This is a genomic window from Anaeromyxobacter oryzae (genome assembly GCF_023169945.1).
GTDB classification, from domain to species: Bacteria; Myxococcota; Myxococcia; order Myxococcales; family Anaeromyxobacteraceae; genus Anaeromyxobacter; species Anaeromyxobacter oryzae.
In genome coordinates this window covers 2,014,887-2,034,928 of the sequence record NZ_AP025591.1, presented here as the reverse complement: position 1 = coordinate 2,034,928, position 20,042 = coordinate 2,014,887, and the positions used below count along the sequence as shown (strand labels likewise).

At 73.8% G+C, this 20,042-nt stretch carries 16 protein-coding genes; 5 read left to right on the top strand and 11 right to left on the bottom strand.

Annotated elements, in window-relative coordinates; translation table 11 throughout:
• Window positions 1-113: 113 nt before the first annotated feature.
• Window positions 114-794 (bottom strand): class I SAM-dependent methyltransferase, encoded by a 681-nt coding sequence (locus tag AMOR_RS08880; RefSeq protein ID WP_248360455.1) that lies wholly within the window; start codon window positions 792-794, stop codon window positions 114-116.
• 244 nt (window positions 795-1,038) lie between these two features.
• Between AMOR_RS08880 and AMOR_RS08875 the strand changes: the two genes are divergently transcribed.
• The 5 genes from AMOR_RS08875 to murI all read left to right on the top strand — a co-directional run bounded on the left by AMOR_RS08875 (window position 1,039) and on the right by murI (window position 5,371).
• Window positions 1,039-1,722, top strand: a complete 684-nt coding sequence (locus tag AMOR_RS08875) for a PadR family transcriptional regulator (protein WP_248360454.1) — start codon at window positions 1,039-1,041, stop codon at window positions 1,720-1,722.
• Window positions 1,719-2,726, top strand: a complete 1,008-nt coding sequence (locus AMOR_RS08870; RefSeq protein ID WP_248360453.1) for an ATP-binding cassette domain-containing protein — start codon at window positions 1,719-1,721, stop codon at window positions 2,724-2,726. The genes AMOR_RS08875 and AMOR_RS08870 overlap by 4 nt, the downstream gene beginning before the upstream one ends.
• A 2-nt stretch (window positions 2,727-2,728) precedes the next feature.
• Window positions 2,729-3,589: an ABC transporter permease gene (locus AMOR_RS08865; RefSeq protein ID WP_248360452.1), complete on the top strand. Its 861-nt coding sequence runs from the start codon at window positions 2,729-2,731 to the stop codon at window positions 3,587-3,589.
• Between the two features lie 182 nt (window positions 3,590-3,771).
• Window positions 3,772-4,455, top strand: coding sequence for a JAB domain-containing protein (locus AMOR_RS08860; RefSeq protein ID WP_248360451.1), 684 nt, complete (start codon window positions 3,772-3,774; stop codon window positions 4,453-4,455).
• A gap of 85 nt (window positions 4,456-4,540) precedes the next feature.
• Window positions 4,541-5,371: a glutamate racemase gene (gene murI, locus AMOR_RS08855; protein ID WP_248360450.1), complete on the top strand. Its 831-nt coding sequence runs from the start codon at window positions 4,541-4,543 to the stop codon at window positions 5,369-5,371.
• 785 nt (window positions 5,372-6,156) lie between these two features.
• Here the strand turns inward: murI and AMOR_RS08850 are convergent.
• From AMOR_RS08850 to AMOR_RS08805, 10 genes are all read right to left on the bottom strand, one after another.
• On the bottom strand, window positions 6,157-6,846 hold the full coding sequence (locus tag AMOR_RS08850; RefSeq protein WP_248360449.1) for a haloacid dehalogenase type II: 690 nt from the start codon (window positions 6,844-6,846) through the stop codon (window positions 6,157-6,159).
• A 57-nt stretch (window positions 6,847-6,903) separates the two neighbouring features.
• A complete protein-coding gene (locus tag AMOR_RS08845; RefSeq protein WP_248360448.1) occupies window positions 6,904-9,765 on the bottom strand; it encodes a tetratricopeptide repeat protein in 2,862 nt (953 codons plus the stop codon).
• A gap of 240 nt (window positions 9,766-10,005) precedes the next feature.
• Window positions 10,006-11,103: an MBL fold metallo-hydrolase gene (locus AMOR_RS08840; RefSeq protein WP_248360447.1), complete on the bottom strand. Its 1,098-nt coding sequence runs from the start codon at window positions 11,101-11,103 to the stop codon at window positions 10,006-10,008.
• Window positions 11,104-11,263: 160 nt separating this feature from the next.
• Window positions 11,264-13,312 carry a methyl-accepting chemotaxis protein gene (locus AMOR_RS08835; protein WP_248360446.1) on the bottom strand — a complete coding sequence of 683 codons (2,049 nt, stop codon included), beginning with the start codon at window positions 13,310-13,312 and terminating at the stop codon, window positions 11,264-11,266.
• A gap of 57 nt (window positions 13,313-13,369) precedes the next feature.
• Window positions 13,370-14,404 (bottom strand): chemotaxis protein CheB, encoded by a 1,035-nt coding sequence (locus tag AMOR_RS08830; protein ID WP_248360445.1) that lies wholly within the window; start codon window positions 14,402-14,404, stop codon window positions 13,370-13,372.
• Window positions 14,401-16,485 (bottom strand): hybrid sensor histidine kinase/response regulator, encoded by a 2,085-nt coding sequence (locus tag AMOR_RS08825; RefSeq protein ID WP_248360444.1) that lies wholly within the window; start codon window positions 16,483-16,485, stop codon window positions 14,401-14,403. Before AMOR_RS08825 ends, AMOR_RS08830 begins: the two co-directional genes overlap by 4 nt.
• A 7-nt stretch (window positions 16,486-16,492) precedes the next feature.
• Complete coding sequence (locus AMOR_RS08820; RefSeq protein WP_248360443.1) at window positions 16,493-17,023, bottom strand: chemotaxis protein CheW; 531 nt, start codon at window positions 17,021-17,023, stop codon at window positions 16,493-16,495.
• A complete protein-coding gene (locus tag AMOR_RS08815) occupies window positions 17,020-18,270 on the bottom strand; it encodes a CheR family methyltransferase (RefSeq protein ID WP_248360442.1) in 1,251 nt (416 codons plus the stop codon). The genes AMOR_RS08820 and AMOR_RS08815 overlap by 4 nt, the downstream gene beginning before the upstream one ends.
• Window positions 18,267-19,145 carry a response regulator gene (locus AMOR_RS08810; RefSeq protein WP_248360441.1) on the bottom strand — a complete coding sequence of 293 codons (879 nt, stop codon included), beginning with the start codon at window positions 19,143-19,145 and terminating at the stop codon, window positions 18,267-18,269. Before AMOR_RS08810 ends, AMOR_RS08815 begins: the two co-directional genes overlap by 4 nt.
• Window positions 19,142-19,519 carry a response regulator gene (locus AMOR_RS08805; RefSeq protein ID WP_248360440.1) on the bottom strand — a complete coding sequence of 126 codons (378 nt, stop codon included), beginning with the start codon at window positions 19,517-19,519 and terminating at the stop codon, window positions 19,142-19,144. Before AMOR_RS08805 ends, AMOR_RS08810 begins: the two co-directional genes overlap by 4 nt.
• Window positions 19,520-20,042: the final 523 nt, after the last annotated feature.

The window sequence follows — 20,042 nt, the reverse complement described above, 5'->3', positions numbered from 1 at the left end:
ATCCCGCTGCGAGTGGGTGCCGCAGGAGCCGGAGGGCGGCAACCGGCAAGAGACTGCCAGGGCGGCCCCGAGGACCGGCCGCTGATCACTCGGCGTCAAATGCCGTGTGTCGGTCACGTCGGGCTCTTCTCGAGGATCCAGCCGCCGACGTGCAGGCTGGCGTAGAACGGGCGCGCGGTCGAGAATCCAGCCCGCCGAGCCCGTTCGGCATACGCGTCCGGAGCGAGGAGATGTAGCTCGTTGGGCACGCGCGCCACGTACGCATCGGCTTCGACGGCGCTCATCTTCGAGAACCAGTCGAGGTAGAGCCGGAGCGCCGCCATGTCCCTTGCGTGCGTCTCGGTCCGGCACAAGTCCATGAGCACCAGCTCGCCGCCTGGACGCAGACGGCGGGCGATCTGCTCCAGCAACCGTTCCTTTCCGTCGTCCGGGATGAAGTGCAGGACGAAGCAGAGCAACGCGGCGTCATACCGCGGCTCGTCCGGAAGGTCGGAGACCGTGCAGCAGCGAAGGTCCACGCCGAGGATCCCCTCGGCTCGGAAGCGCGCGGCAGCGAGGGCGACCATGTCCGGCGAGGGGTCGATCGCGGTCACTTGGTACGTGGGCCGCCGCGCGAGCTCGATGACGTCCTGGCCGGAACCGCAGCCAACGGAGAGGATCGCTCCGGCGCCGCGGGAGCACGCGATCTGGGCCGTCGCAGTCTGGAGCACGACGTCGTACCCCGGGATCCGTGCTCGGATGGTGGCCTCGAACTGACGTGCTCGGTCGCCGGCGAAGAGCTCCACGAACTCCATGCCCTCTCCTTGTCGTGCTGGGAGCCTACCTCACGGGCTCGTCGCTGCGGAGCGGCGACTCCGTGGCCGCGCAGAACACGCGGGACGCCGCGTGGTGAACGCCGATCATGTCGCGCGAGCGACCTGCCGCACTCCCGCACGGCTCCGAGTGACGAGTGGCGTGGTCTTGACCGGTATCGAAGATACCGATATATCGCTGACGCAACGCTGGCTGTCGGGGACACTCGACGCAGGAGGTCACGTCATGGAGCGCTGGCCGCACTTTCACCACTTCTTCGACGAGACGAGGTGCTTCGCCGCGGAGCGGGGTCGCCACCGAGGGCGAGGCGGACACGGCGCCCGCGGACCCGGCGGGCCCGGGAGCCCCTTCGGCGGCCCTCCCGGCGACCCACCGGGAGGCGGGAACCCCTGGGGCGGAAATCCCTGGGGCGGCAACCCGTTCTCGTTCTTCTTCCACCGCGGGCCGCGGGCGCGGCGGGGCGACGTCCGCGCCGGCATCCTGGCCCTGCTCGCCGAGCAGCCGCGCAACGGATACCAGGTCATGCAGGAGCTCGAGCAGCGGAGCCGCGGCCTCTGGCGGCCGAGCCCGGGCTCGGTCTACCCGGCCCTCCAGCAGCTCGAGGACGAGGGGCTCGTGCGCGCTGCGGAGAGCGGCGGCGGCCGCGTCTTCGAGCTCACCGAGCGCGGCCGCGCCCACGTGAAGGAGCACGCGAGCGAGCTGAAGGCACCCTGGGACGCCGTGGGCGACGCCGCCGGCGGCGAGGTGGTGGCCATGATCGGCCTGTGCCGGCAGCTCGGGGTCGCGGCGGTGCAGGTAGCGCGCGCCGGAAACGCCGACCAGATCGCCCAGGCGCGCAAGGTGGTCACCGAGGCGCGTCGCGCGCTCTACCGGCTCCTCGCGGAGGACGCGCCGGAGGAGGCGGAATGAGCGCGGCCGTCGCTCCGCTCGCCGGGGGGCGCGAGCCGGCGGTCTGGGCGAAGGGGCTCGCGAAGCGCTTCGGCGCCGTCGAGGCGGTGCGCGGCATCGACCTCGCGGTGGCGCCCGGCGAGACCTTCGGCTTCCTCGGGCCGAACGGCGCGGGAAAGTCGACGACCATCAACATCCTCTGCACCCTCACCGATCCGAGCGGCGGCACGGCGCGGGTCGCCGGCTTCGACGTCGTGAAGGAGCGCGACGACGTCCGCCGCCACATCGGCCTCGTCTTCCAGGACCCCACGCTCGATGGGTACCTGTCGGCGGAGCAGAACCTGCGCTTCCACGCCGAGCTGTATGGCATCCCGCGGGCGGTGACCGCCCCGCGCCTTCGCCAGGTGATGGAGATGGTGGGGCTCTGGGAGCGGCGCGAGAGCCTCGTCAGCACCTTCTCCGGCGGGATGAAGCGGCGGCTCGAGATCGCGCGCGGGCTCCTCCACTCTCCACGGGTGCTCTTCCTCGACGAGCCGACGGTCGGCCTGGACCCACAGACGCGGAGCTCGATCTGGGCTTACGTGCACGCGCTCAAGCGGCGCGAGGAGATCACCATCTTCATGACCACCCACTACATGGAGGAGGCCGAGTACTGCGACCGCATCGCCATCATGGACGCGGGCCAGATCGTGGCGCTCGGCTCCCCGGAGGCGCTCAAGGCCGAGGTGGGCAGGGATCGCGTGCAGATCCGGACCGCGGACGACCCGGCAGCCATCGCCGCCCTGAGGTCCCGCTTCGGGCTCGAGGCGGCGGTGCGCGATGGCGCGGTGACGTTCGCCGTCCCCGAGGGGGAGCGGTTCGTCCCGCGGCTCTTCGGCGAGCTCGGCATCGCGATCCAGTCGGTGAGCGTGACGCGCCCGACGCTCGACGACGTCTTCATGGCCCACACCGGGACCACCATCCGCGACGCGGAGGCGTCGCGGCCGGAGCGGATCCGCGTGGGGCCGTTCGGGCGAGCGAGATAGCCATGACGGACCTCTCCATGCCCGTGGACCTCCCTGACACCGTGCCGGTGCGCGTGCCGGAGCGGAGCTTCCGGAGCGACCTGCGCGCGGTGAAGATCGTGTGGCAGCGGGAGCTCATCCGGTTCTTCCGTGACAAGCCGCGCATCGTCACCGCGCTGCTCCAGCCGATGCTCTACCTCTTCGTCTTCGGCACCGGGATGTCGTCGATGATCGCGGGCGGCCGCGGCGATCTCAGGGTCTTCCTCTTTCCCGGTGTCATGACCATGGCGGTGCTGTTCACGAGCTTCTTCTCCGCGGGCTCGCTCGTCTGGGACCGGGAGTTCGGGTTCATGCGCGAGATGCTCGTCGCTCCGGTCCGGCGCGGCGCCATCCTGCTCGGCAAGTGCCTCGGGGGCGCGACCGCCGGCACGTTCCAGGGGCTCGTGGTCCTCGCCGTCGGCGGGTTCGCCGGCATCCGGTACTCGCCCTCGCTCGTGCTCACGCTCGTGGGCGAGCTCCTCGTCGTCGCCTTCGCGGTGACCGCCCTCGGTCTGCTGGTCGCCGTGCGTATCCGGGCCATCCAGTCGTTCATGGCGCTCGTGCAGATGCTGCTCATGCCCCTGTTCTTCCTCTCGGGCGCGCTCTTCCCGGTCTCCGGCCTGCCCTCCTGGCTGGCGGTCCTCACCCGCCTCGACCCGCTCACCTACGCAGTCGACCCGCTGAGGCGAGCGGTGCTGGCGCACACCGGGGCCGGCCTCGGCGCCGTGGCCCCCGGCGTCACCTGGTTCGGCTGGAACGTGCCCGTCCCGCTCGAGCTCGCCCTGGTAGCGCTCTCCGCCGCCGTCGCGCTGACGATCGCGGTCTCTCTGTTCGGGCGGGACTGATCCGATCTGTCGATCCCTGGATCCCGTCCTGGATCCTGGATCCCGACCCAGGGCAATCGGGTCCACGCCGAGCGCGAGGCCGCGGCGCGGCCCGGAGGTCCGCCCTTCACCCCGAACGCGCTCGGGCGCGTGAGTGTGGTCTCGGCGTCCCCCGGGCACGCCGGTTGCTCCGCTCCGCCGGAATGGCCCTCGCTTCGGACTCCTCGCCCGCCCCCGTCGATCTTCCCCGCGAGCGGCTCCTCGCCGCCGGGCCCCGCGCCCTCTCCGATGCCGAGCTGATCGCGCTCGTCCTCGGCGCCGGCGCGGGCCGGCTCTCCGCCCGCGCGACCGCGCTCGGGCTCCTCGAGGCGCTTCCGGTGGCCGAGCTGGCCTGGGCGCCGCCGGACGTGATCGCCGCGTTCCCCGGGATCGGCCTCGCCCGCGCCGCGGCGGTGTCCGCCGCGTTCGAGCTCGGCCGCCGCGGCGCCTGGGCCCCGCCGCGCCGCGGCGAGCGGTGCCTCGACCCGGGCCGTGTCTTCGAGCTGATGCGCCACGCGGCGCACGGGGAGCGGGAGGCGTTCCACGTCGTGCTGCTCGATGTCCGCGGCCGGCTGCTCCGCGCGGTCCAGGTCGCGGAGGGCTCGCTCACGCAGTGCCCGGTCTCGCCGCGCGACGCGCTCCGCCCCGCCGTCCGGGAGGGCGCGCACGGCATCGTCTTCGTGCACAACCACCCGTCGGGCGATCCCTCCCCGAGCCCCGACGACGCCGATCTCACCGAGCGGCTCCGCGCCGCCGCCGATCTCGTGGGCGTCCTCGCCCGCGACCACGTGATCGTCGCGACCGGCGGCTACTACAGCTTCGTCGAGGCGGGGAGGTGGAGGCGTTGAGCCGTCACACGATGGCCCGCCGGCGGGAATCGACCTGGTTCAACGTGGATACCGCGAGCTTGGCGGTGGTAGCGTCTTTTGCTGGATGACCCCTGCGCTGGACCCTGACGGCCCAATCGGCGTCTTCGACTCCGGGGTGGGCGGCCTGTCCGTGCTGCGCCACGTTCGAGCCCGGCTGCCGCATGAGGACCTCCTCTACTTGGCCGACTCGGCGCACGCGCCCTACGGCGACCGCTCACCTGCCTGGATTCGTGCGCGGTCTGTCCAGCTCTGTGAATGGCTCGTGAGCCACGGCGCGAAAGCCATCGTGGTGGCCTGCAACACCGCGACGGCTGCTGCAGCTTCGGCGCTTCGGGCTCACCTGACGCTGCCGGTGATCGCGATGGAGCCAGCAGTGAAGCCGGCCGCAGCTGCCACGCGCAGCGGCGTCGTGGGCGTCCTTGCTACGTCAGGGACGCTGGAGAGCGCTCGATTCGCGGCGCTGCTAGATCGCTTCACAGCTGGGATCGAGGTGCTCGCGCAGCCCTGCCCAGGCTTGGTCGAAGTGATCGAGCGCGGCGAGCTCGACGGGTCAGCCACGCGGGCCCTGGTGGCGCGCTTCGTGAGGCCGCTCCTCACCCGCGGCGTCGATACCATCGTCCTCGGCTGCACGCATTATCCGTTCGTGCGCGACGTCATCGCTGCTGCCGCTGGTCCAGGCGTGGCCATCGTCGACACTGGACCTGCTGTGGCCCAGCAGGTCGAGCGCCGGCTGTCCGAGGCAGGCCTCCTCACTCCCGCCTTGGCTCCGGGTCGCGATCGACTGATCACGACGGGTAACGCGGCCGCGGCTGCGACTGTGCGGCTGCTGTGGCCCGAGGCTCGGGTCGAAGTGCTCGACCTCGAGCTCGCGCCACCAGACCGATGGGCGCCGTAGCTCTCCCCGGTCGCGGCGCCGAGCCGGTTCACCGCGAGCTGGTAGACGGACGGGTGGGGCTTGTACACCCCGACCTCCTCGATCATGGTGCAGGCATGGAAAAGCGCGACGTGACGCCTTGGCGACTCGGAGAACCGTGTCCATACGAAGCGGGCTCGCAGGCCGCTAGTCGCGGGGTCCTCGCTCTGCTGGCCGCGGTCGCGTTCAGTGCGAGCGGGTGCGGGCCAAATGAGCGCCAGATCCACGGTGCCGTCGAGGCATGGCCGTTGTCTGTAGAGGTTGCTCCACCGTTCAAGATGACCGGCGCGTCGACTCGGTTGTGCCTGGGCCTGCCGACTGGGTTCTCCGTGGGCTACGCCTCGAAGCATGAGCCGCCGGTGATGGCCGCCGACGGCACCCCCGTGGAGGCACGCGCTCAGGTGTGCTTTGACGATGGGAAATGCGGCGTCTGGAACAAATGGGAGGTCTCGCTCCGGAACGACGGCAGCAGGCGTTATTGCCTGAGGGAGCTTACGATTCCTCGGGCGGGTAGCATCATTTCTGCGCGAATCGATGCGAGTCCCTCGATGCGTGCGGATGGCGCTTGGCTAGAGAGCTATACGCCTCGCTAGCACGCGCGCGTGGTGCGGCGTTCCCACCTGGAACTCTGCACTTCCCGTGGGCACGGGCAGCCGTCGTGCTGCACGTCGCCAGCGTCGAGCAGGTTCTCGGAAAGTGAGCGCGGACTCGCCAGGGCGCGCGAACGCGGACTGCTGGCGGCGGTGACGGCGGCGCCCGGCGGCTCGTCAGCCGCCCACGCCCGCGATCGCCGGCAGCTCCGCGAGCGATCGGATGGTGAAGTCCGGCGCCGGCCGGAGCCGCTCCGGCGGCTGCCCGCTCCGGTTGCACCACGCGACGGTGAGGCCGGACGCCTTCGCGCCCCAGGCGTCCCAGCCGTTGGAGGAGACGAACAGGATCTCCTCGGGGGCGAGGCCGAGCCGGTCCACCGCGAGCCGGTAGACGGACGGATGGGGCTTGTAGACCCCGACCTCCTCGACCGACAGGATCGCGTCGAGCAGCCCGGTCAGTCCGGCGCTCCGGGTCGCCGCCGCGAGCATGGGCGGCGAGCCGTTGGAGAGGATCGCGCAGGGGAGGCCGCTCCGTCGCAGCGCCTCGAGCGCGGGCCGCGCGTCCGGGTACGCAGCGAGCGTCTCGTAGAGCGTCATCAGCCGCGCGCGCAGCGCGCCGTCGCCGACCCCGAGGCTCTCGAGCGCGAAGTCGAGCGCGTCGCCGGTGACCTGGCGGAAGTCGGCGTGCCGGCCGGCGAGGCCGCGGAGCCAGCTGTACTGGAGCTGCTTCGTGCGCCACAGGTCGGCGAGCGGCTGCCAGTGGGCGCCGAGCGCGTCCTTCGCGTCGGCGGCGGCGCTCGTGACGTCGAAGAGCGTGCCGTAGGCATCGAAGACCGCGGCGCGGAGCGGAACTCGGGGCGTGGGCATCGGCGGATGGTAGCGGGTCGAGGCGGCCGCGAACGGGCCCGGGCGGGGCGGGTCGCGCTACCGCTTCCGCTTCCCGGTCTCCGCGGCGATCCTCCGCGCGTCGGCGGCGTCGGGGCCGTGGGCCCCCGCCTTGAGCGCGCGATCCGCGAGCGCCTTCGCCGTGCCGCGGTCGTCCGTGGCGAGGGCGGCGCGGGCGGCCGCCACGAGGAGCGCCGGGTCGCGCGGCGCCGCCGCGAGGCCGCGCTCCGCGGCGCGGCGGGCCTCGGCGGGCTGGCCCTCGGCGAGCCACGCCGCCGAGACGAGGCGCAGGGCGTCGCGGTCTGCCGGCCGCCCGAGCAGTACCGCGTCGAGGTCGGCGCGCGCGGCCGAAGGGGCGCCGGCCGCGAGCCGCGCCGCCCCGAGCGCGCGCCGGGCGTCGAGGTCGGCCGGATCCGCCGCGACGGCCTTCTCGAGCGGCGACAGCGCCGCGGGGACGTCGCCGCGCGCGAGCAGGAGCGCGCCGAGCGCGACGTTCGGCTCCGGCGAGGAGGGATCGCGCTCCACGGCGGCGCGGTACGCGCGCTCCGCGTCGGCGGGCCGGCCCTGCGCCTCGAGCACCCGCCCGAGCGCCACGTGCGCGCCGGGGGGCGGGTTCCGCGTGGCGGTCAGCTTCTCGAGGAGCCCCCGGGCGCGGTCGGCGCGGCCCTGGCCGAGGTCGGTCAGGGCGTACCAGACGGCGGCCTCCGCCGGCATCCGCCCGTCCCGGGCCGTCCGCTCCAGCTCCGCCCGGGCGAGACCGAGCTGGCCGAGCCGGTACCGCGCGATCGCGCGCTGGATCCGGACCGCGCGCCCGTCGACGCCGTCGGTCGCGGCGAGCGACTCGACGAAGCGTCCACGCCCGATGCGGGCGCGGGCGAGCAGCACCTTCGCGTCCACGTCCTTCGGGGCGAGCGCCACCGCGTGCGCGGCGGCCGCCTCCGCGCGATCCCACGCCCGCGCCGCGAGGTGCAGCTCGGCGAGGGCGGTGGCGACGGGGGCACTCTCGCCGAGCGCCTGCGCAGCGCGGGAGAGCCGCTCGGCGGCCCTGGCGGCGTCGCCGGTCGCGGCGAGCACGCGCGCGGTGACGATCTCGTAGCGGGCGCGGAGGTCCCGGGGCGGAGCGCTCGCCGGATCGGCGTCGACGGCGGCGAGCTCGCGCCGCGCGACGGCGAGGTCGCGCCCGAGGGCGAGCCGCGCCTCGGCCGCGCCCACCACCGCGCGCGGATGCGTCGGCTGCACCCGGAGGGCCGCGCCGTGGAGCGCGAGCGCCTGCTCCGCGTCGCCCGCGGCGAGCGCGAGGTCCCCGAGGTCCGCGACGGCGCGGAGGAGCGGGGGCCAGGCGGCGGCGTCGCGCGGGCCGGCCTCGTTCGCGCGGGCGGCGATCCCGAGCCGGCCGCGGGCGGCCTCCGCCTCGCCGCGGTCGAGCAGGATCCGGCCCGCGAGCGCCTGGAGGAGCGGCTCGGAGGACGGGGGCGCGGCGAGGATCGCCGCGGCCGCCGCGCGGCGCGTCTCGGCCGTCTCGGCGAGGAGCCACCGGGCGGCGAGCGCGCCGTCTCCGGCGGCGTCGCTGCCGGCGAGCTCGGTCGCGACCGCCCGGGCGGACGCATCGCCGTGGTCGGCCGCGAAGAGCGCGTTCGCCTGAGCGGAGAGCGAGAGGATCTCGGGGGCGTGCGGGGCGCGCCGGCGCGCGTCCGCGAGGAGCGCGACCGCCTCGGAGAGCGAGCCGCGCGTGTCGCGCGCGATCCCGGCCCGCGCCTTCGCGGCCGCGTTCGCGGCCAGGTCCGCCGCGCGGCGAGCGTCGATGGCGAGGTAGACGCCGGCGGCGCCGCCCACCGCGAGCACCGCCGCGACGGCGAGCACGAGCCTCCGGTGGCGCCGGAGCGGCGGCGGGGGCGGCTCGGGCGCCGCGGCGAGCCGCTGGCGGACCTCCAGCTCGTACTGCGCCGCGATCCGCTCCGCCTCGGCCGCGTCGGGCTCCGCGGCGCCGAGGACGCCGCTACCCGCGCCCGGCGCGGGGATGGCGGTCTTCGTCCCGGGCAGCATCGAGAGGAGGGAGCGGGGGATCTCGTCCCGCGGCGGCAGGTGGGGCGCGGCGTCGGCCCGGATCGGGGGAGGGCGCGGCGGTGCGGGTGACGCCTCGGCGTCGCCCTTCGACTCCGCGCCGGCGGCTCCGTTCGGGTGGGCGGCCCCGTTCGCTTTCGCAGCTCCGTTCGCAGCCCCGCTCGCGCTCGCAGTCCAGTTCGTGCTCGCAGCGCCGTTCTCCTTCGCGGCCCCGTTCGCCCCCGCAGTCCCGTTGGTCTTCGTGGCCCCGTTCGCGCTCGCGTCCCGGGCGACCTCGTTCCCCTTCGCCCCGTTCCGCCCCGCGACCCCCGGCACCGGAACCGGAAACTCCGCCGTCCGCTCCGCGTCGGCCTCCGCGGAGGCGAGCGCCGTCGCCCCGCTCGCCGGAATGCGCCGGGTGGTCTCGGTCCGCTCGTCCTCGTCCGCGGGGTCGACCTCGCCGAGCTTCCTCCGGGCGTCCTCGAGCCAGCCCTTCACCCGCGCGTCCGCGGGCTGCAGGGCGACCGCCTTCCGCAGGACGGGGAGCGCCTCGCGGTGGAGGCCCTTCGCGAGGAGCGCCTCGGCGACGAGGTTGTAGGCGTAGGGGCTGCCGGGATCGAGGGCGAACGCCGCGTCGAACTGTGCCGTTGCCCCGCCAGGATCGGCCGACTCGAGGAGGGCGCGGCCCCAGATCACCCTTCCCAGGATCGAGGTCGGGTGGTGCTCGAGCCCCTGGCGGCACACGTCGATGGCGCGGGTGGGCTCCCCCCGTTCGAGGAGCGCCTTCGCGAGCTCGACGAAGATGCGCGAGCGGGGATCGGCGGCGAGGATCTGCTCGTACTTCTCGAGGATGGAGGCCATTCGGCAGGGTCTCACCGGCGGTGCGGGGCCGGCGGGAGCGTACCATGCAAGCTCGACGCGGAAGGGGGCGCCCGGCAAGTGGCCCGTGACAGTGATGTCGGCGCGTGTCGCCGCCGCACTCCACGCACATGCGCCGCCTTCGCCCGACGAAGAGCGGCGCGGGCCCGGCCCCGATGATCCGGGTGCCGGGCCCGCCGTGGAGCGGCTCGCCCTCGCGGGGCGAGCGGCCTCCAGGCGACGTCAGAAGACGATCGAGTCGCCGTTCCCGATGTAGTGGCTGCTCTTGCTGCCGTAGTTGGCGCTGCCGGTCACCATGGGGAAGCCGCGCTCGATCATCTTCTCGACCGCGGTGATGCCGGTGCAGTGGTTGCTCGCGACGACGCTGAACTGCGCGGCCTGCATCGCGTCGAGCATCTGGTCCGCCGCGGGGCTCCACGTCTCGAGCGCCGAGATGTGCAGGCCGCCGAACAGGCCATAGAAGCGCCCGGCGCTCGTGACGATGTTGTTCTGCGCGAACGCGATGGCGTTCTGGATCCCGACGTGGCCACAGCCGGTGACGATGACCATGCCCTTGTCCTTCACGTTGAAGTACAGGATCTGCTCGCCGCGGACCCCGAGGATGATCGGGACGTCCAGCACCGCCGAGGCGAAGCCGGGGAAGTGCTTGTGCACGGTCCCGGGGGTCACCTGGGTGATGGGGCCCTTCAGCTTGCTGCGATCGATGAAGTTCCACGCCTCCGCGCTGAGCGTGGACGGGACCCAGAACGGGACCTTCCGGTTGAGCGCGGTGAGGGCGGGGAGCCCCCAGAAGTGATCGAGGTGCTCGTGGGAGAGGATGGCCCGGTCGATGAGGCCGTTCTCGAGCTTCTCGGCCACGCCTTCGCGCCGGAAGACCCAGCTCATGTACTGGGTGTTCCAGCCCGTGTCGAGCAGCACGGTGTGCACGGTCCCGTCGCACTCCTGCGCCTCGATGAGGGCCGAGTAGCCGCCCGAGTTCTTCGGGTCGAACGGGATCGTCCACTGGTTCGTGCTCATCCCGCCGGCGGCGTCGATGTCCGCGAGGAACTGCGGCGTGGACCACCAGCCGACCTCGCTGAGGCAGGTCACCTTCAGGCTCTTCAGCTCCCCGATCGCGACGGGCGCGCCCACCGGGATCACCTGGTCGTACGCGCCACCATCGCCCGGGCATGCCCGCGCCGCTCCCGGCGCGCCGAGCGCGCCGGCCGCCAGCACGGCGGCACCTCCCATGGTGACGTCGCGGATGAAGCCCCTGCGATCCATGGTCCGCGGCGCCCGGCCGCTCTCGCCCCGCTTCACGTTCTCATCGGTGTTGGCCACGTTGCATCCCCTCGTCGTGGGTTCACTGCGAGCCGGTGCGCCATGCACCGGTGATCGTCGCTCGTCGTCGCGCGCCTCCACCGAGGCGCGCGCCACTGCTCCGGCGCGGTCCTCCTCTCGACCCCCCGGCGACCACGCCCGCTCGTGCGGGCGCGGCGGATCAGACGCGGTACTCCTTGATGATCTCCTGGACCTGGGCGGTCACCGCCTTCACCGCCTCGGTGGCGCGGTCGGTGGTCTCGACGCGCTTCACGGTGTCGTCCACCGCCTTCGACAGCTCGGTCACCGAGCCGAAGATCTGGGCGATGCCGGCGTCCTGCTGGCTCACGGCGGCGGCGATCTGCCGGACCGCCGAGGAGTTCTCCCGGACGATGTTGGAGAGCCGGCGGAGCGTCTCGCCCGAGGTCTTCACCTGGGTGAGCCCGCTGTCGATCTTCTGGGCGCCCTTCTCCGAGATGGAGATGGCCGTGGTGATGGCGTTGGACGTGTCGTCGAGCACGTCGCTCACGCGGTGGGTGGCCTGGATCGACTGATCCGCCAGGTTGCGGATCTCGCGCGCGACCACGCCGAAGCCCTTGCCGTGCTCGCCGGACCGCACCGCCTCGATGGCGGCGTTGAGCGCCAGCATGTTGGACTGATCGGCCAGGTCTCGCACCGACTGCGTGATGTGGCCGATCTGCCGGGTCCGCGCGCCGAGCTCGCCGATCTTGGAGGAGATCTCCGTCGCCTCGGTGCGGATGTCGGTGAGCCAGTTGAGCGTCTGCTCGATGGACGTCTCGCCCGAGCGCCCGATGTCGTCCGCCTCGGAGGCGACCTTGAGCACGACCTCGGCCTTCTGCGCGGCCATGTTGGAGGTCTGCTTGATCTCCTGGGCCGTGACCTGCGTCTCCTGCAGCGCGGCCGCCTGGCGGGTGATGGTCTCGCGCTGCTCGGCGTTGATCGCCTCGAGGTTGGTCACCGCCTCGACCAGCGAGGAGAGGCTCTGCCGCAGGCTGGTGGCCATCTCCCGCAGCTTGTCCACCATCTGGTTGAAGGTGCGGCTCAGCTCCCCGATCTCGTCGTTCGTGTGCGCGTCGATCTTCTGGGTGAGGTCGCCGGAGCGGACGATCTCGGCGGCCGCGCGGGTGAGCTTGAGGAGCGGCTGCGTGATGGTCCTGGTGGTGTGCCGGTAGAGCAGGATCGCCACGAAGGCGGCGAGGACGACGGAGAAGAAGAGGTAGGAATAGACCTGCGTGGTGGAGGACTTGACGATCTCCGACTTCGGCTGCCCGGAGACGATGTACCAGTCGTTCGCCATCAGGTGAGGCGACCCCGCGGCGGCGCCCGGCAGGTCGAACGAGTCCTTGGTGAGCCGCGAGACGACGTAGAGCTTCTCGACGCCCTCGTAGCTCTCGAAGAAGGACTCGTCCTTGCCCTCCAGGATGCGCCGGGTCAGCGGCGCGACCTTCTCCTTCTCCTTGTCGTTGAGGATGAGCTTCTTGTCGGGATGGGCGACCACCTTCCCGTGCTCGTCGAACATCATCAGGTAGCCGGACTCGCCGATCTTCACCTTGTCGAGGAAGAGATCGGTGAAGTAGTCCATGCGCGGCGCGACGAGCGTGTAGCCGATGACCTGCCCCTGCGACTTCACCGGCGCGGCGACGACGAAGAGCGGGTTTCCGCGGAGGAGGCTCGGGTAGACGTGGCTGACGTAGTACGGAGCCCCGTCGAACATCGCCTTCACGTAGTTCAGCTCGGGGCTCGCCTTCCCGAGCGTGCGGCCCTGGACCGTGTCGAGGAAGAAGCCCCCGTTCCGGACGACCTTCTGCTGGCCCTCGTAGTCGATGGTGAGGGGCTTGTCGGAGGGGAGCCGGATCCCGACCGGCACGTTCTCGTAGTACTGGTACCGGTCGTGGATCTCCTGCAGGTAGGCGTGGGCCTCCGCGCGCGCCTTGTCGTCGGTCGGGTTGAGGCACGCGTTCACGACCTTCGGGTTCGCGGCGATGGACTGCGCGAGGTAGATCTGGTCGTGGATCCAGTTGATCAGCGCGACCCGGGTCTGGTCCGTCAGCAGCGTGGACGACTGCTGCGAGAAGGAGACGAGGGACTCGCGGGTCACGAAGAATCCGGCCACCCCGAACGCCACGAACGAGACCGTGAGCAGCGGGATGATCCAGCGCAGAAAGCGGAACGATAGGTTGGTCTGCAGGGCCTGCTTCTTGCCGAACATCTGTCTTCCTCCGGTGAGCGGCGACGGTGCGCGATGCGAGGAGCGAGGGTTCGCGGTTCAGCCGGCTGCGGCCGGGCACGCGGCGACGAGGAGGACCGCGACCTCCGCCGGCGCCGGCCGGGCCTCGGCCGCCCCTAGGGCGTCGGCTGCGCGGGGCATGCCGTCCACGACGGAGGTGGCGGCGCTCTGCGCCAGGGCGAGGCCGCCGGCGCGACGGATGGCGAGCAGGCCGCGCGCGCCGTCCTCGCCCATGCCCGAGAGGACGACCCCTCCCGCGCGCGGCCCGAGCGCCTCCGCGAGGGAGCCGAGGAGGGCGTCTCCGCTGGGACAGATGGAGTCGGTGCACGGTGGCGTTGCGAGCAGCCCGGACCGCGCCCAGAGGAGGTTGCAGCCGGGCGGCGCGAGGTAGACGCAGCCCGGTCGCGGCCGCTCCCCGTCGCGCGCCACGCGGACCTCGAGCGGGGTGGACTCGGAGAACCACCGGCGCATCCCGTCCACGAACCCGGACGCGATGTGCTGGGCGACGAGGATCGTCAGGGGCAGCCGCGCCGGCAGGCTCGACAGGATCGCCACCACCGCCTGCGGTCCGCCCGTCGAGGCGGCGAGGCCGACGGCGTCGAGCGTGCGGGGCCGCGCCGCGCGCGCCGGCGTCGCGCCTGGCGCGGCGCGCCGGGTGACGACCGGCACCTCGCTCATCAGGCTCACCGCCTCGCGCACCGCGAGGCCCCAGCGCCGCAGGTCGTCCGGTCCGGCGGCCTGCGGCTTCGGGAGGAGCTCGACCGCGCCCGCCGCCAGGGCGCGGAAGGCGAGGCTCTGCTCGCGCGTCGCGAGCTGGCTGATGACGATGATCCGGGTGGGCGCGACGGCCATGATCTCCTCGGTCGCGCGCAGGCCGTCGAGGCCCGGCATCACCACGTCCATGGTGACCACGTCCGGCCCCACGCTGCGCGCGGCGGCCACCGCCTCGGCCCCGTCGCTCGCCTCCGCCACCACCTGGATGCGCGGGTCCTCCTCGAGGAGCACGCGCAGCGCCTGGCGGAGCGTGGGGGAGTCGTCGGCGACCAGCACGCGCGTCCGAGGGCGTCCGGTCACGCGCGCCTCCGCCGGCGCGCGACGGCGCCGTCGATCTCCGCGAGCAGCATGCCGGCGGCGCAGGCCTGCTTGCTCACGAACGCGTCGGCGCCGGCCTCCCGTGCGCGCCGCCGACCGGCGTCGTCGTCGTGGGACGAGACCAGCACGACGGGGACGGCCTCCAGCTCGGGGCGCGCCCGGACCAGCGCCGTCAGGGCGATGCCGTCCATCCCCTCGCCGAGATCGACGTCGCACACGATGGCCTGGTAGCCGCCGCGGCGCAGGTGCTCGAGGGCCTGCGGAGCGCTCGCCGCGACGTGGGCGGAGTAGCCCGCGGACTCGAGCACGGCCCGGTGCGCAGCGCGCGCGGTCAGCGAGTCGTCGACCACGAGGACGCGGGGCGTCGCGGCCGCGGCCGAGGTGCGGCTCTCGAGGAGCCACGACGGCCGGAGGACGAGGACCGGCTCCCCGCGAGAGAGGGTGGCCGCGCCGAGGTACGGGTCGAGGTGGCGAACCTCCTCCGGCAGCGGGCGCACCACCGGCCAGCGGTCGCCGAGGGTGGAGTCCACCGCCAGCGCGGTCTCGCGCCCCTCCGCGCTGACGACGAGCAGCGGCTGGCCGTCCCCGGGCGAGAGCGGCTGGCGCAGGCCGAGCAGCCCCCCGAGGTCCTGGAGCGGGAGGAGCGCGCCCTCGTCCTCGAGCTGCAGGCCGGAGTGGCCCGTCCGCACCCGGGACGCCTGCGCCGGGAGCGCCTTGCGCACCGCGTACAGCGGGATCCCGAAGACCTGATCGCCCACCCCCACGAGCATCAGCGGGGAGCTGCCCATCTCGGCCGGGACGCTCAGGACGAAGCGAGTTCCGTGGCCCCGGACGCTGTGGACCTCGATCCGGCCGTGGATCGACCGCACCGCGTCGGCCACCACGTCGAGCCCCACCCCGCGGCCGGAGACGCCGGTCGCCGCCGCGCGGGTGGTGAACCCGGAGCGGAAGATGAGCGCGGCGAGCTGGCGCGCGTCGAGGCGCGCCGCCTCGTCGGCGCCGACCAGGCCGCGGCCCACCGCGGAGCTGCGGATGCGCTCGTCGTCGAGCCCGGCGCCGTCGTCCGAGATCTCGACGAACACCTCGTTCCCGGCCTGCTCCACCCGGATCGCGACGATCCCCTCGCGGTGCTTGCCGGCGCGCTCGCGGACGTCCGGAGCCTCGATCCCGTGATCGACCGCGTTTCGCACGATCTGGACGAGCGGTGCGCGGAGCGCGTCGAGGAGCCGGCGGTCGAGCGCCACCTCCACGCCCACCGCCGAGAGCTTCGCCTCCTTCCCGAGCCGGCGCGCGAGGTCGCGCACGGACCGGTGGAGCGGCTCGACGACCGTCTGGCACGGCAGCGTGCACACCGTCTTCAGCCACTCCTCCATCGACTCCACCCGCGCCGCGACCTCCGCCGCGTCGCCGGAGAGGCCGACGCGCGCCGCGAGCAGCGTGCTCCGGAGCTGGTCCGCGGCGTCGGCCGGGAGCCCCTTGGGCAAAAGGGAGAGGCAGCGCGCCACGTCGCGGCTCTGGTCCTCGAGCCGGAGCGCGATCTCGCGGAGCCGCTCGACGTCCGCGACCATCGACGCGACGTCCCGGGCGTCCACCCGCCAGCCGGTCGCCTCGGGCTCGCCGGTCGGGGCGGACGGGGGCGCGGCGGGGCCGCGCGGGGCGGCGGCGCCCGGGACCGAGGGCGCCGCGCCGGCCCCGGCCCGCAGCGCGCGCACGACGCCCGCCAGGTCGGGGAGGTCGGCCCGCTGGCTCGCCCGGCTTCGCATCCACTCGAGCCCCCGGTCGAGGGCGGTGAGGAACGCGTCCACCACCGCACGCGGCAACGCCGCGTCTGCCGCGTGGACCGCGAGCTGGTCCTCCATCTCGTGAGCGAGGTCGGAGAGCTCCGCCAGCCCGACGGTGGCCGCGCTCCCCTTCAGGCGATGGAGCCCGCGGCGCAGTTCCGCGTGCGCCGCGCCCAGCGCCGCTTCCCCGTGCTCGGCCTTCTCCACCACGAGGAGCGCGCGGGTGAGCTGCGCGCCGAGCTCCTCCGCCTCGCGCGAGAAGGTCGCGATGAGCGAGCCCATGACCGCCTCATCCACGGGCCGCCTCCGCTCCCCGCGCGAGCAGGGCGGGCACGTCGACGAGGCCCACGGTGCGGACCCCGGCGGTCGTGACCTCGCGGACCGGCCCGCCGCCGCGCGCGCGCGCCTGGTCCACCGCGCGCTGGGGCAGCGCCTCGATGCGCGGTACGTGCTCGCAGTCGATGGCGATGCGGTGGCCGTCCTCGCGCTCGAGCACGAGGAGCACCGCGCAGTCCTGCCGCCATCCCTTCACGCCGAGGAGGGTCATGAGGCTCACCGCGGTGACGAGCTGGCCCTGGAAGCGGAGGACGCCGATCACGTGCAACGGCGACCTCGGCACGGGCGTGACCAGCCTGAGCGGGAGGACCGCCCGGAGGGAGGCGAGCGGGATGGCGTAGCGATCGTCGCCCAGCCCGAACTCCGCGACGGGGAGCGTCGCCTCCGCCCGATCCGTGTCGGCGGTGGCGCGCGCGCGTTCGGCGCGCCGCGCGAGGATCTCCTCGACGGCGCGGTCCTGATCCTGTGCGACTGGGGCGCTCACCGTCGGACCTCCGCGCCCAGGAACGTCCGGGCGGCTGCGGCGTAGAAGCTCGCGGGCAAGGTCTCGGGGCCCGGGACCGGTGCCTCGGCCGGAAGCGCGCGCGCGCGAGCGAGGACGGAGCGCATCAGCTCGACGGCGTGCGCGCGGCGCCCCTCCCGCGCGTGAAGGAGCGCGCCCTCCAGCAGGCCGGGGAGGTACTGAGGGGCGAGGCGCTGGAGCTCGACCAGCAGCGCCCGCGCGTGGGCGTGGTCGCCGCGCTCGATGTGAGCGAGCACCCGGAGGTGCAGCGACACGGGCTCGCCCGCGGCCGGCGGCGCGACCGCGGGGGACGCCGAGCCGGCGCGCGGCCCGGGCGTGGGACGCGGCGCGGGCGACACCCGCGGCGGAGCCGGCGGCGCCTCCCGGCCGGGGGGCGGTGGGACGGGGGTGGGCTCGCGGGCCGCGGTCACGGGCGGCCGCTGGAAGAGCTGCAGCTCCGGCGGCCCGATCCGGACGAGCGGCGCGGGCGCCTCGCCGACGTCCATCGTCGCGAACGCGATGACGCCGCCCGGCGCGAGCGCCGAGACCAGCGCCGCGAGGGCGCGGTCGGCGGCCTCGCGCGTGAAGTAGATGAGGACGTTCCGGCAGAAGATCAGGTCGAACCGGCCCGGCGCCGGCGGCGCGTCGAGCAGGTTGTGGGCGTGGAAGCGGGTCCGGGTGCGCAGCGCCGGATCGACCTCGCGCGGCCCGTCCCCGGTGGCGGGCAGGAACGGGTCCTCGGCCGCCGGAACGCTGCCGCGCAGCGACCACGGCCCGTACCGGCCGGCCCTCGCCGCCGCCACGTTCGCCTCGACGAGATCCGTCCCGACGATCTGGAAGGAGCGGACCCCGGACGCACGCAGCATCGCGGCCAGCGAGTAGGCCTCCTCGCCCCCGGCGCAGCCCGCGCTCCACACGGACCGGACGCGCTCGGCGTCGGCCGCCCAGCGCGGCCCGAGGGTGTCCCGCACGAACGCGAAGTGCTCGGGGATGCGGAAGAAGTAGGTCTCGCCCACGGGCACCGCCTGCGTGAGCCGGCGGCGCAGCGCGGGATCGTCCCGCTGCGCCAGCGCGACCATCTCCTCGGCCGCGATCCCCTCCGCGAGGAGCGGCGCGAGCGCGCCGTGGACCGCGCGCACCCAGATCGCGTCGGGGTGGAACCCGGTCCAGCGGGTGATGCTGGCGGCCAGCTGCGACCAGGCGGCCGGGGTGAAGGTCGTGGCGCTCAAGGGTGCGGGGGGGCGGACGCGTCGCGCTCGTCGCGTCCGAGGAGGCCGGGGAGCGCGTCCAGCACGCGAGGGGAGATGAGCGAGGACGCCGAGAGGACGGGCAGGGTCCCTCCAGCGTGCCGCACGAAGGCCACGAGCGCCGGGGCGAGCACCTCCCGTCCCTCTCCGCCGAGCGGCTCCCGCGGCAGCACGCCCTCGGGCGGCACCTCCACCGGATCGCGGATGCGGTCGAGGCTGAGCGCCACGGAGCGCCCCGCGTGCCGGAGCACGACGAGGACACGATCGACGAGAGGGGTCGTGTGCTCGACGCCCAGCGCCTCCGCGAGATCGATCACGCCCACCGGCTCGCCCTCGAGCTCGAACCAGCCCTTCACCACCGGCGGGGCGCCCGGCAGCGGCGCGACCCGCGTCTGGTGGAGCACGCGGGCGACGCCGTCGAGGGGCAGCGCGAGCTCGTGCGGCCCGACGCCCACCGGGAGGACGGCGAGGCTGCCCGCGCGCTCGAGCGCGCGGCGGGCCTCCACGACCGAGATCGCGGTCGCGCGCAGCTGGTCCGCCGCCGCGGGCTTCGTGAGGAACACGTCCGCGCCCGCCGCCAGGCACTCGCGCTCCCGGAACGACTCGGAGGAGAGGACGATCACGGGGATCGGGCGCAGCCGCGGGTCGGCCTTGAGGCGCGCGAGCACCTCGCCGCCGTCCATCTCGGGCATGGACAGGTCGAGCAGGATCACGTCGGGCGGGACGCTCTCGACCTTCTCCAGCGCCTCCCTGCCGTTCGAGGCGAGGCTGACCTCGAAGTGGCCGGTGAGCGCCGCGCGCCCGAAGGTGAGCACCGCCTCGCTGTCGTCCACGAGGAGCGCGAGCGGGAGGCTCACGGGGACCCCCGGGGCATGACGTCCTGGATCGTCTGGAGGAGGGTCCTCGCGTCCACCGGCTTGCAGACGAAGGCGTTCGCGCCGGCCTCGAGCCCCTGGACGCGGACGGCCTCGGAGCGATCGCTGGTCAGCATGACCACCGGGACGGAGCGGAGCTGCGGGCGCTCGGACTGCCGGAGCTCCCGCACGAAGGTGATGCCGTCCATCGGGGACATCTGGACGTCGACGATGACGAGGTCGACGGGGGAGAGCCGGAGGACGCGGAGGGCGCGCTCGCCGTCCTCCGCCTCCAGGAACGTCGGGTGAAGCCCCATCAGGTAGACCTGGAGGATCGCCCGGACGGAGGCGCTGTCATCGACGAGGAGGACGTTCATCGCGGGCTCGAGCCGTGGTGTGGCCGAGGGTCCTGCAAGGATCGGGACACGCGGAGCGCGTGGGGGTCCTGGCTCCGTCGAGGTCGGGTCCGTCGCGGACGTGTTTCAGCGACCGTTACGTTCCGTGATCTAGTGTTTTCACTATGGTGGACGGATCGTGAAACGGTTAACGTAAAGTTAACACCCGCCGCGTGCTGCTCGACGGGTCGCCCGGCGCGGGCGCCGGACGTCTCGCGGCGCCGGGTCGCCTCGCACCTCGGGAAGCGGCGTCCCCGGCGGCGCTTACCCGGCCGTGGATGCGGGGATGGCGCACCGGGGAGCAACCGAGGGTGAACTTGACCTATGGGTCGGCGGCGACAGGCGCCCGGTCACGCTGGCGCGCCGAGCGCCGCGGCGCCCGAGGCTCTGCGTGGCCGGGGCGCGGAGCGCGCGATGTCACTCGCCAGCGCGGCGCGTGGTCCTCTCCGGCCATGAAAAAAGGCGCGGACCTCTCGGTCCGCGCCTCGCGATCGGCGGGCTGGCG

Bases quoted from the DNA above. Each gene is read 5' to 3' on its own strand.
- AMOR_RS08870 (WP_248360453.1), top strand. From the start codon at position 1,719: ATGAGCGCGGCCGTCGCTCCGCTCGCCGGGGGGCGCGAGCCGGCGGTC.
- AMOR_RS08845 (WP_248360448.1), bottom strand. From the start codon at position 9,765: ATGGCCTCCATCCTCGAGAAGTACGAGCAGATCCTCGCCGCCGATCCC.
- AMOR_RS08825 (WP_248360444.1), bottom strand. From the start codon at position 16,485: ATGGGCTCGCTCATCGCGACCTTCTCGCGCGAGGCGGAGGAGCTCGGC.
- AMOR_RS08850 (WP_248360449.1), bottom strand. From the start codon at position 6,846: ATGCCCACGCCCCGAGTTCCGCTCCGCGCCGCGGTCTTCGATGCCTAC.
- AMOR_RS08865 (WP_248360452.1), top strand. From the start codon at position 2,729: ATGACGGACCTCTCCATGCCCGTGGACCTCCCTGACACCGTGCCGGTG.
- AMOR_RS08875 (WP_248360454.1), top strand. From the start codon at position 1,039: ATGGAGCGCTGGCCGCACTTTCACCACTTCTTCGACGAGACGAGGTGC.
- AMOR_RS08805 (WP_248360440.1), bottom strand. From the start codon at position 19,519: ATGAACGTCCTCCTCGTCGATGACAGCGCCTCCGTCCGGGCGATCCTC.
- AMOR_RS08835 (WP_248360446.1), bottom strand. From the start codon at position 13,312: ATGTTCGGCAAGAAGCAGGCCCTGCAGACCAACCTATCGTTCCGCTTT.
- AMOR_RS08860 (WP_248360451.1), top strand. From the start codon at position 3,772: ATGGCCCTCGCTTCGGACTCCTCGCCCGCCCCCGTCGATCTTCCCCGC.
- AMOR_RS08880 (WP_248360455.1), bottom strand. From the start codon at position 794: ATGGAGTTCGTGGAGCTCTTCGCCGGCGACCGAGCACGTCAGTTCGAG.
- murI (WP_248360450.1), top strand. From the start codon at position 4,541: ATGACCCCTGCGCTGGACCCTGACGGCCCAATCGGCGTCTTCGACTCC.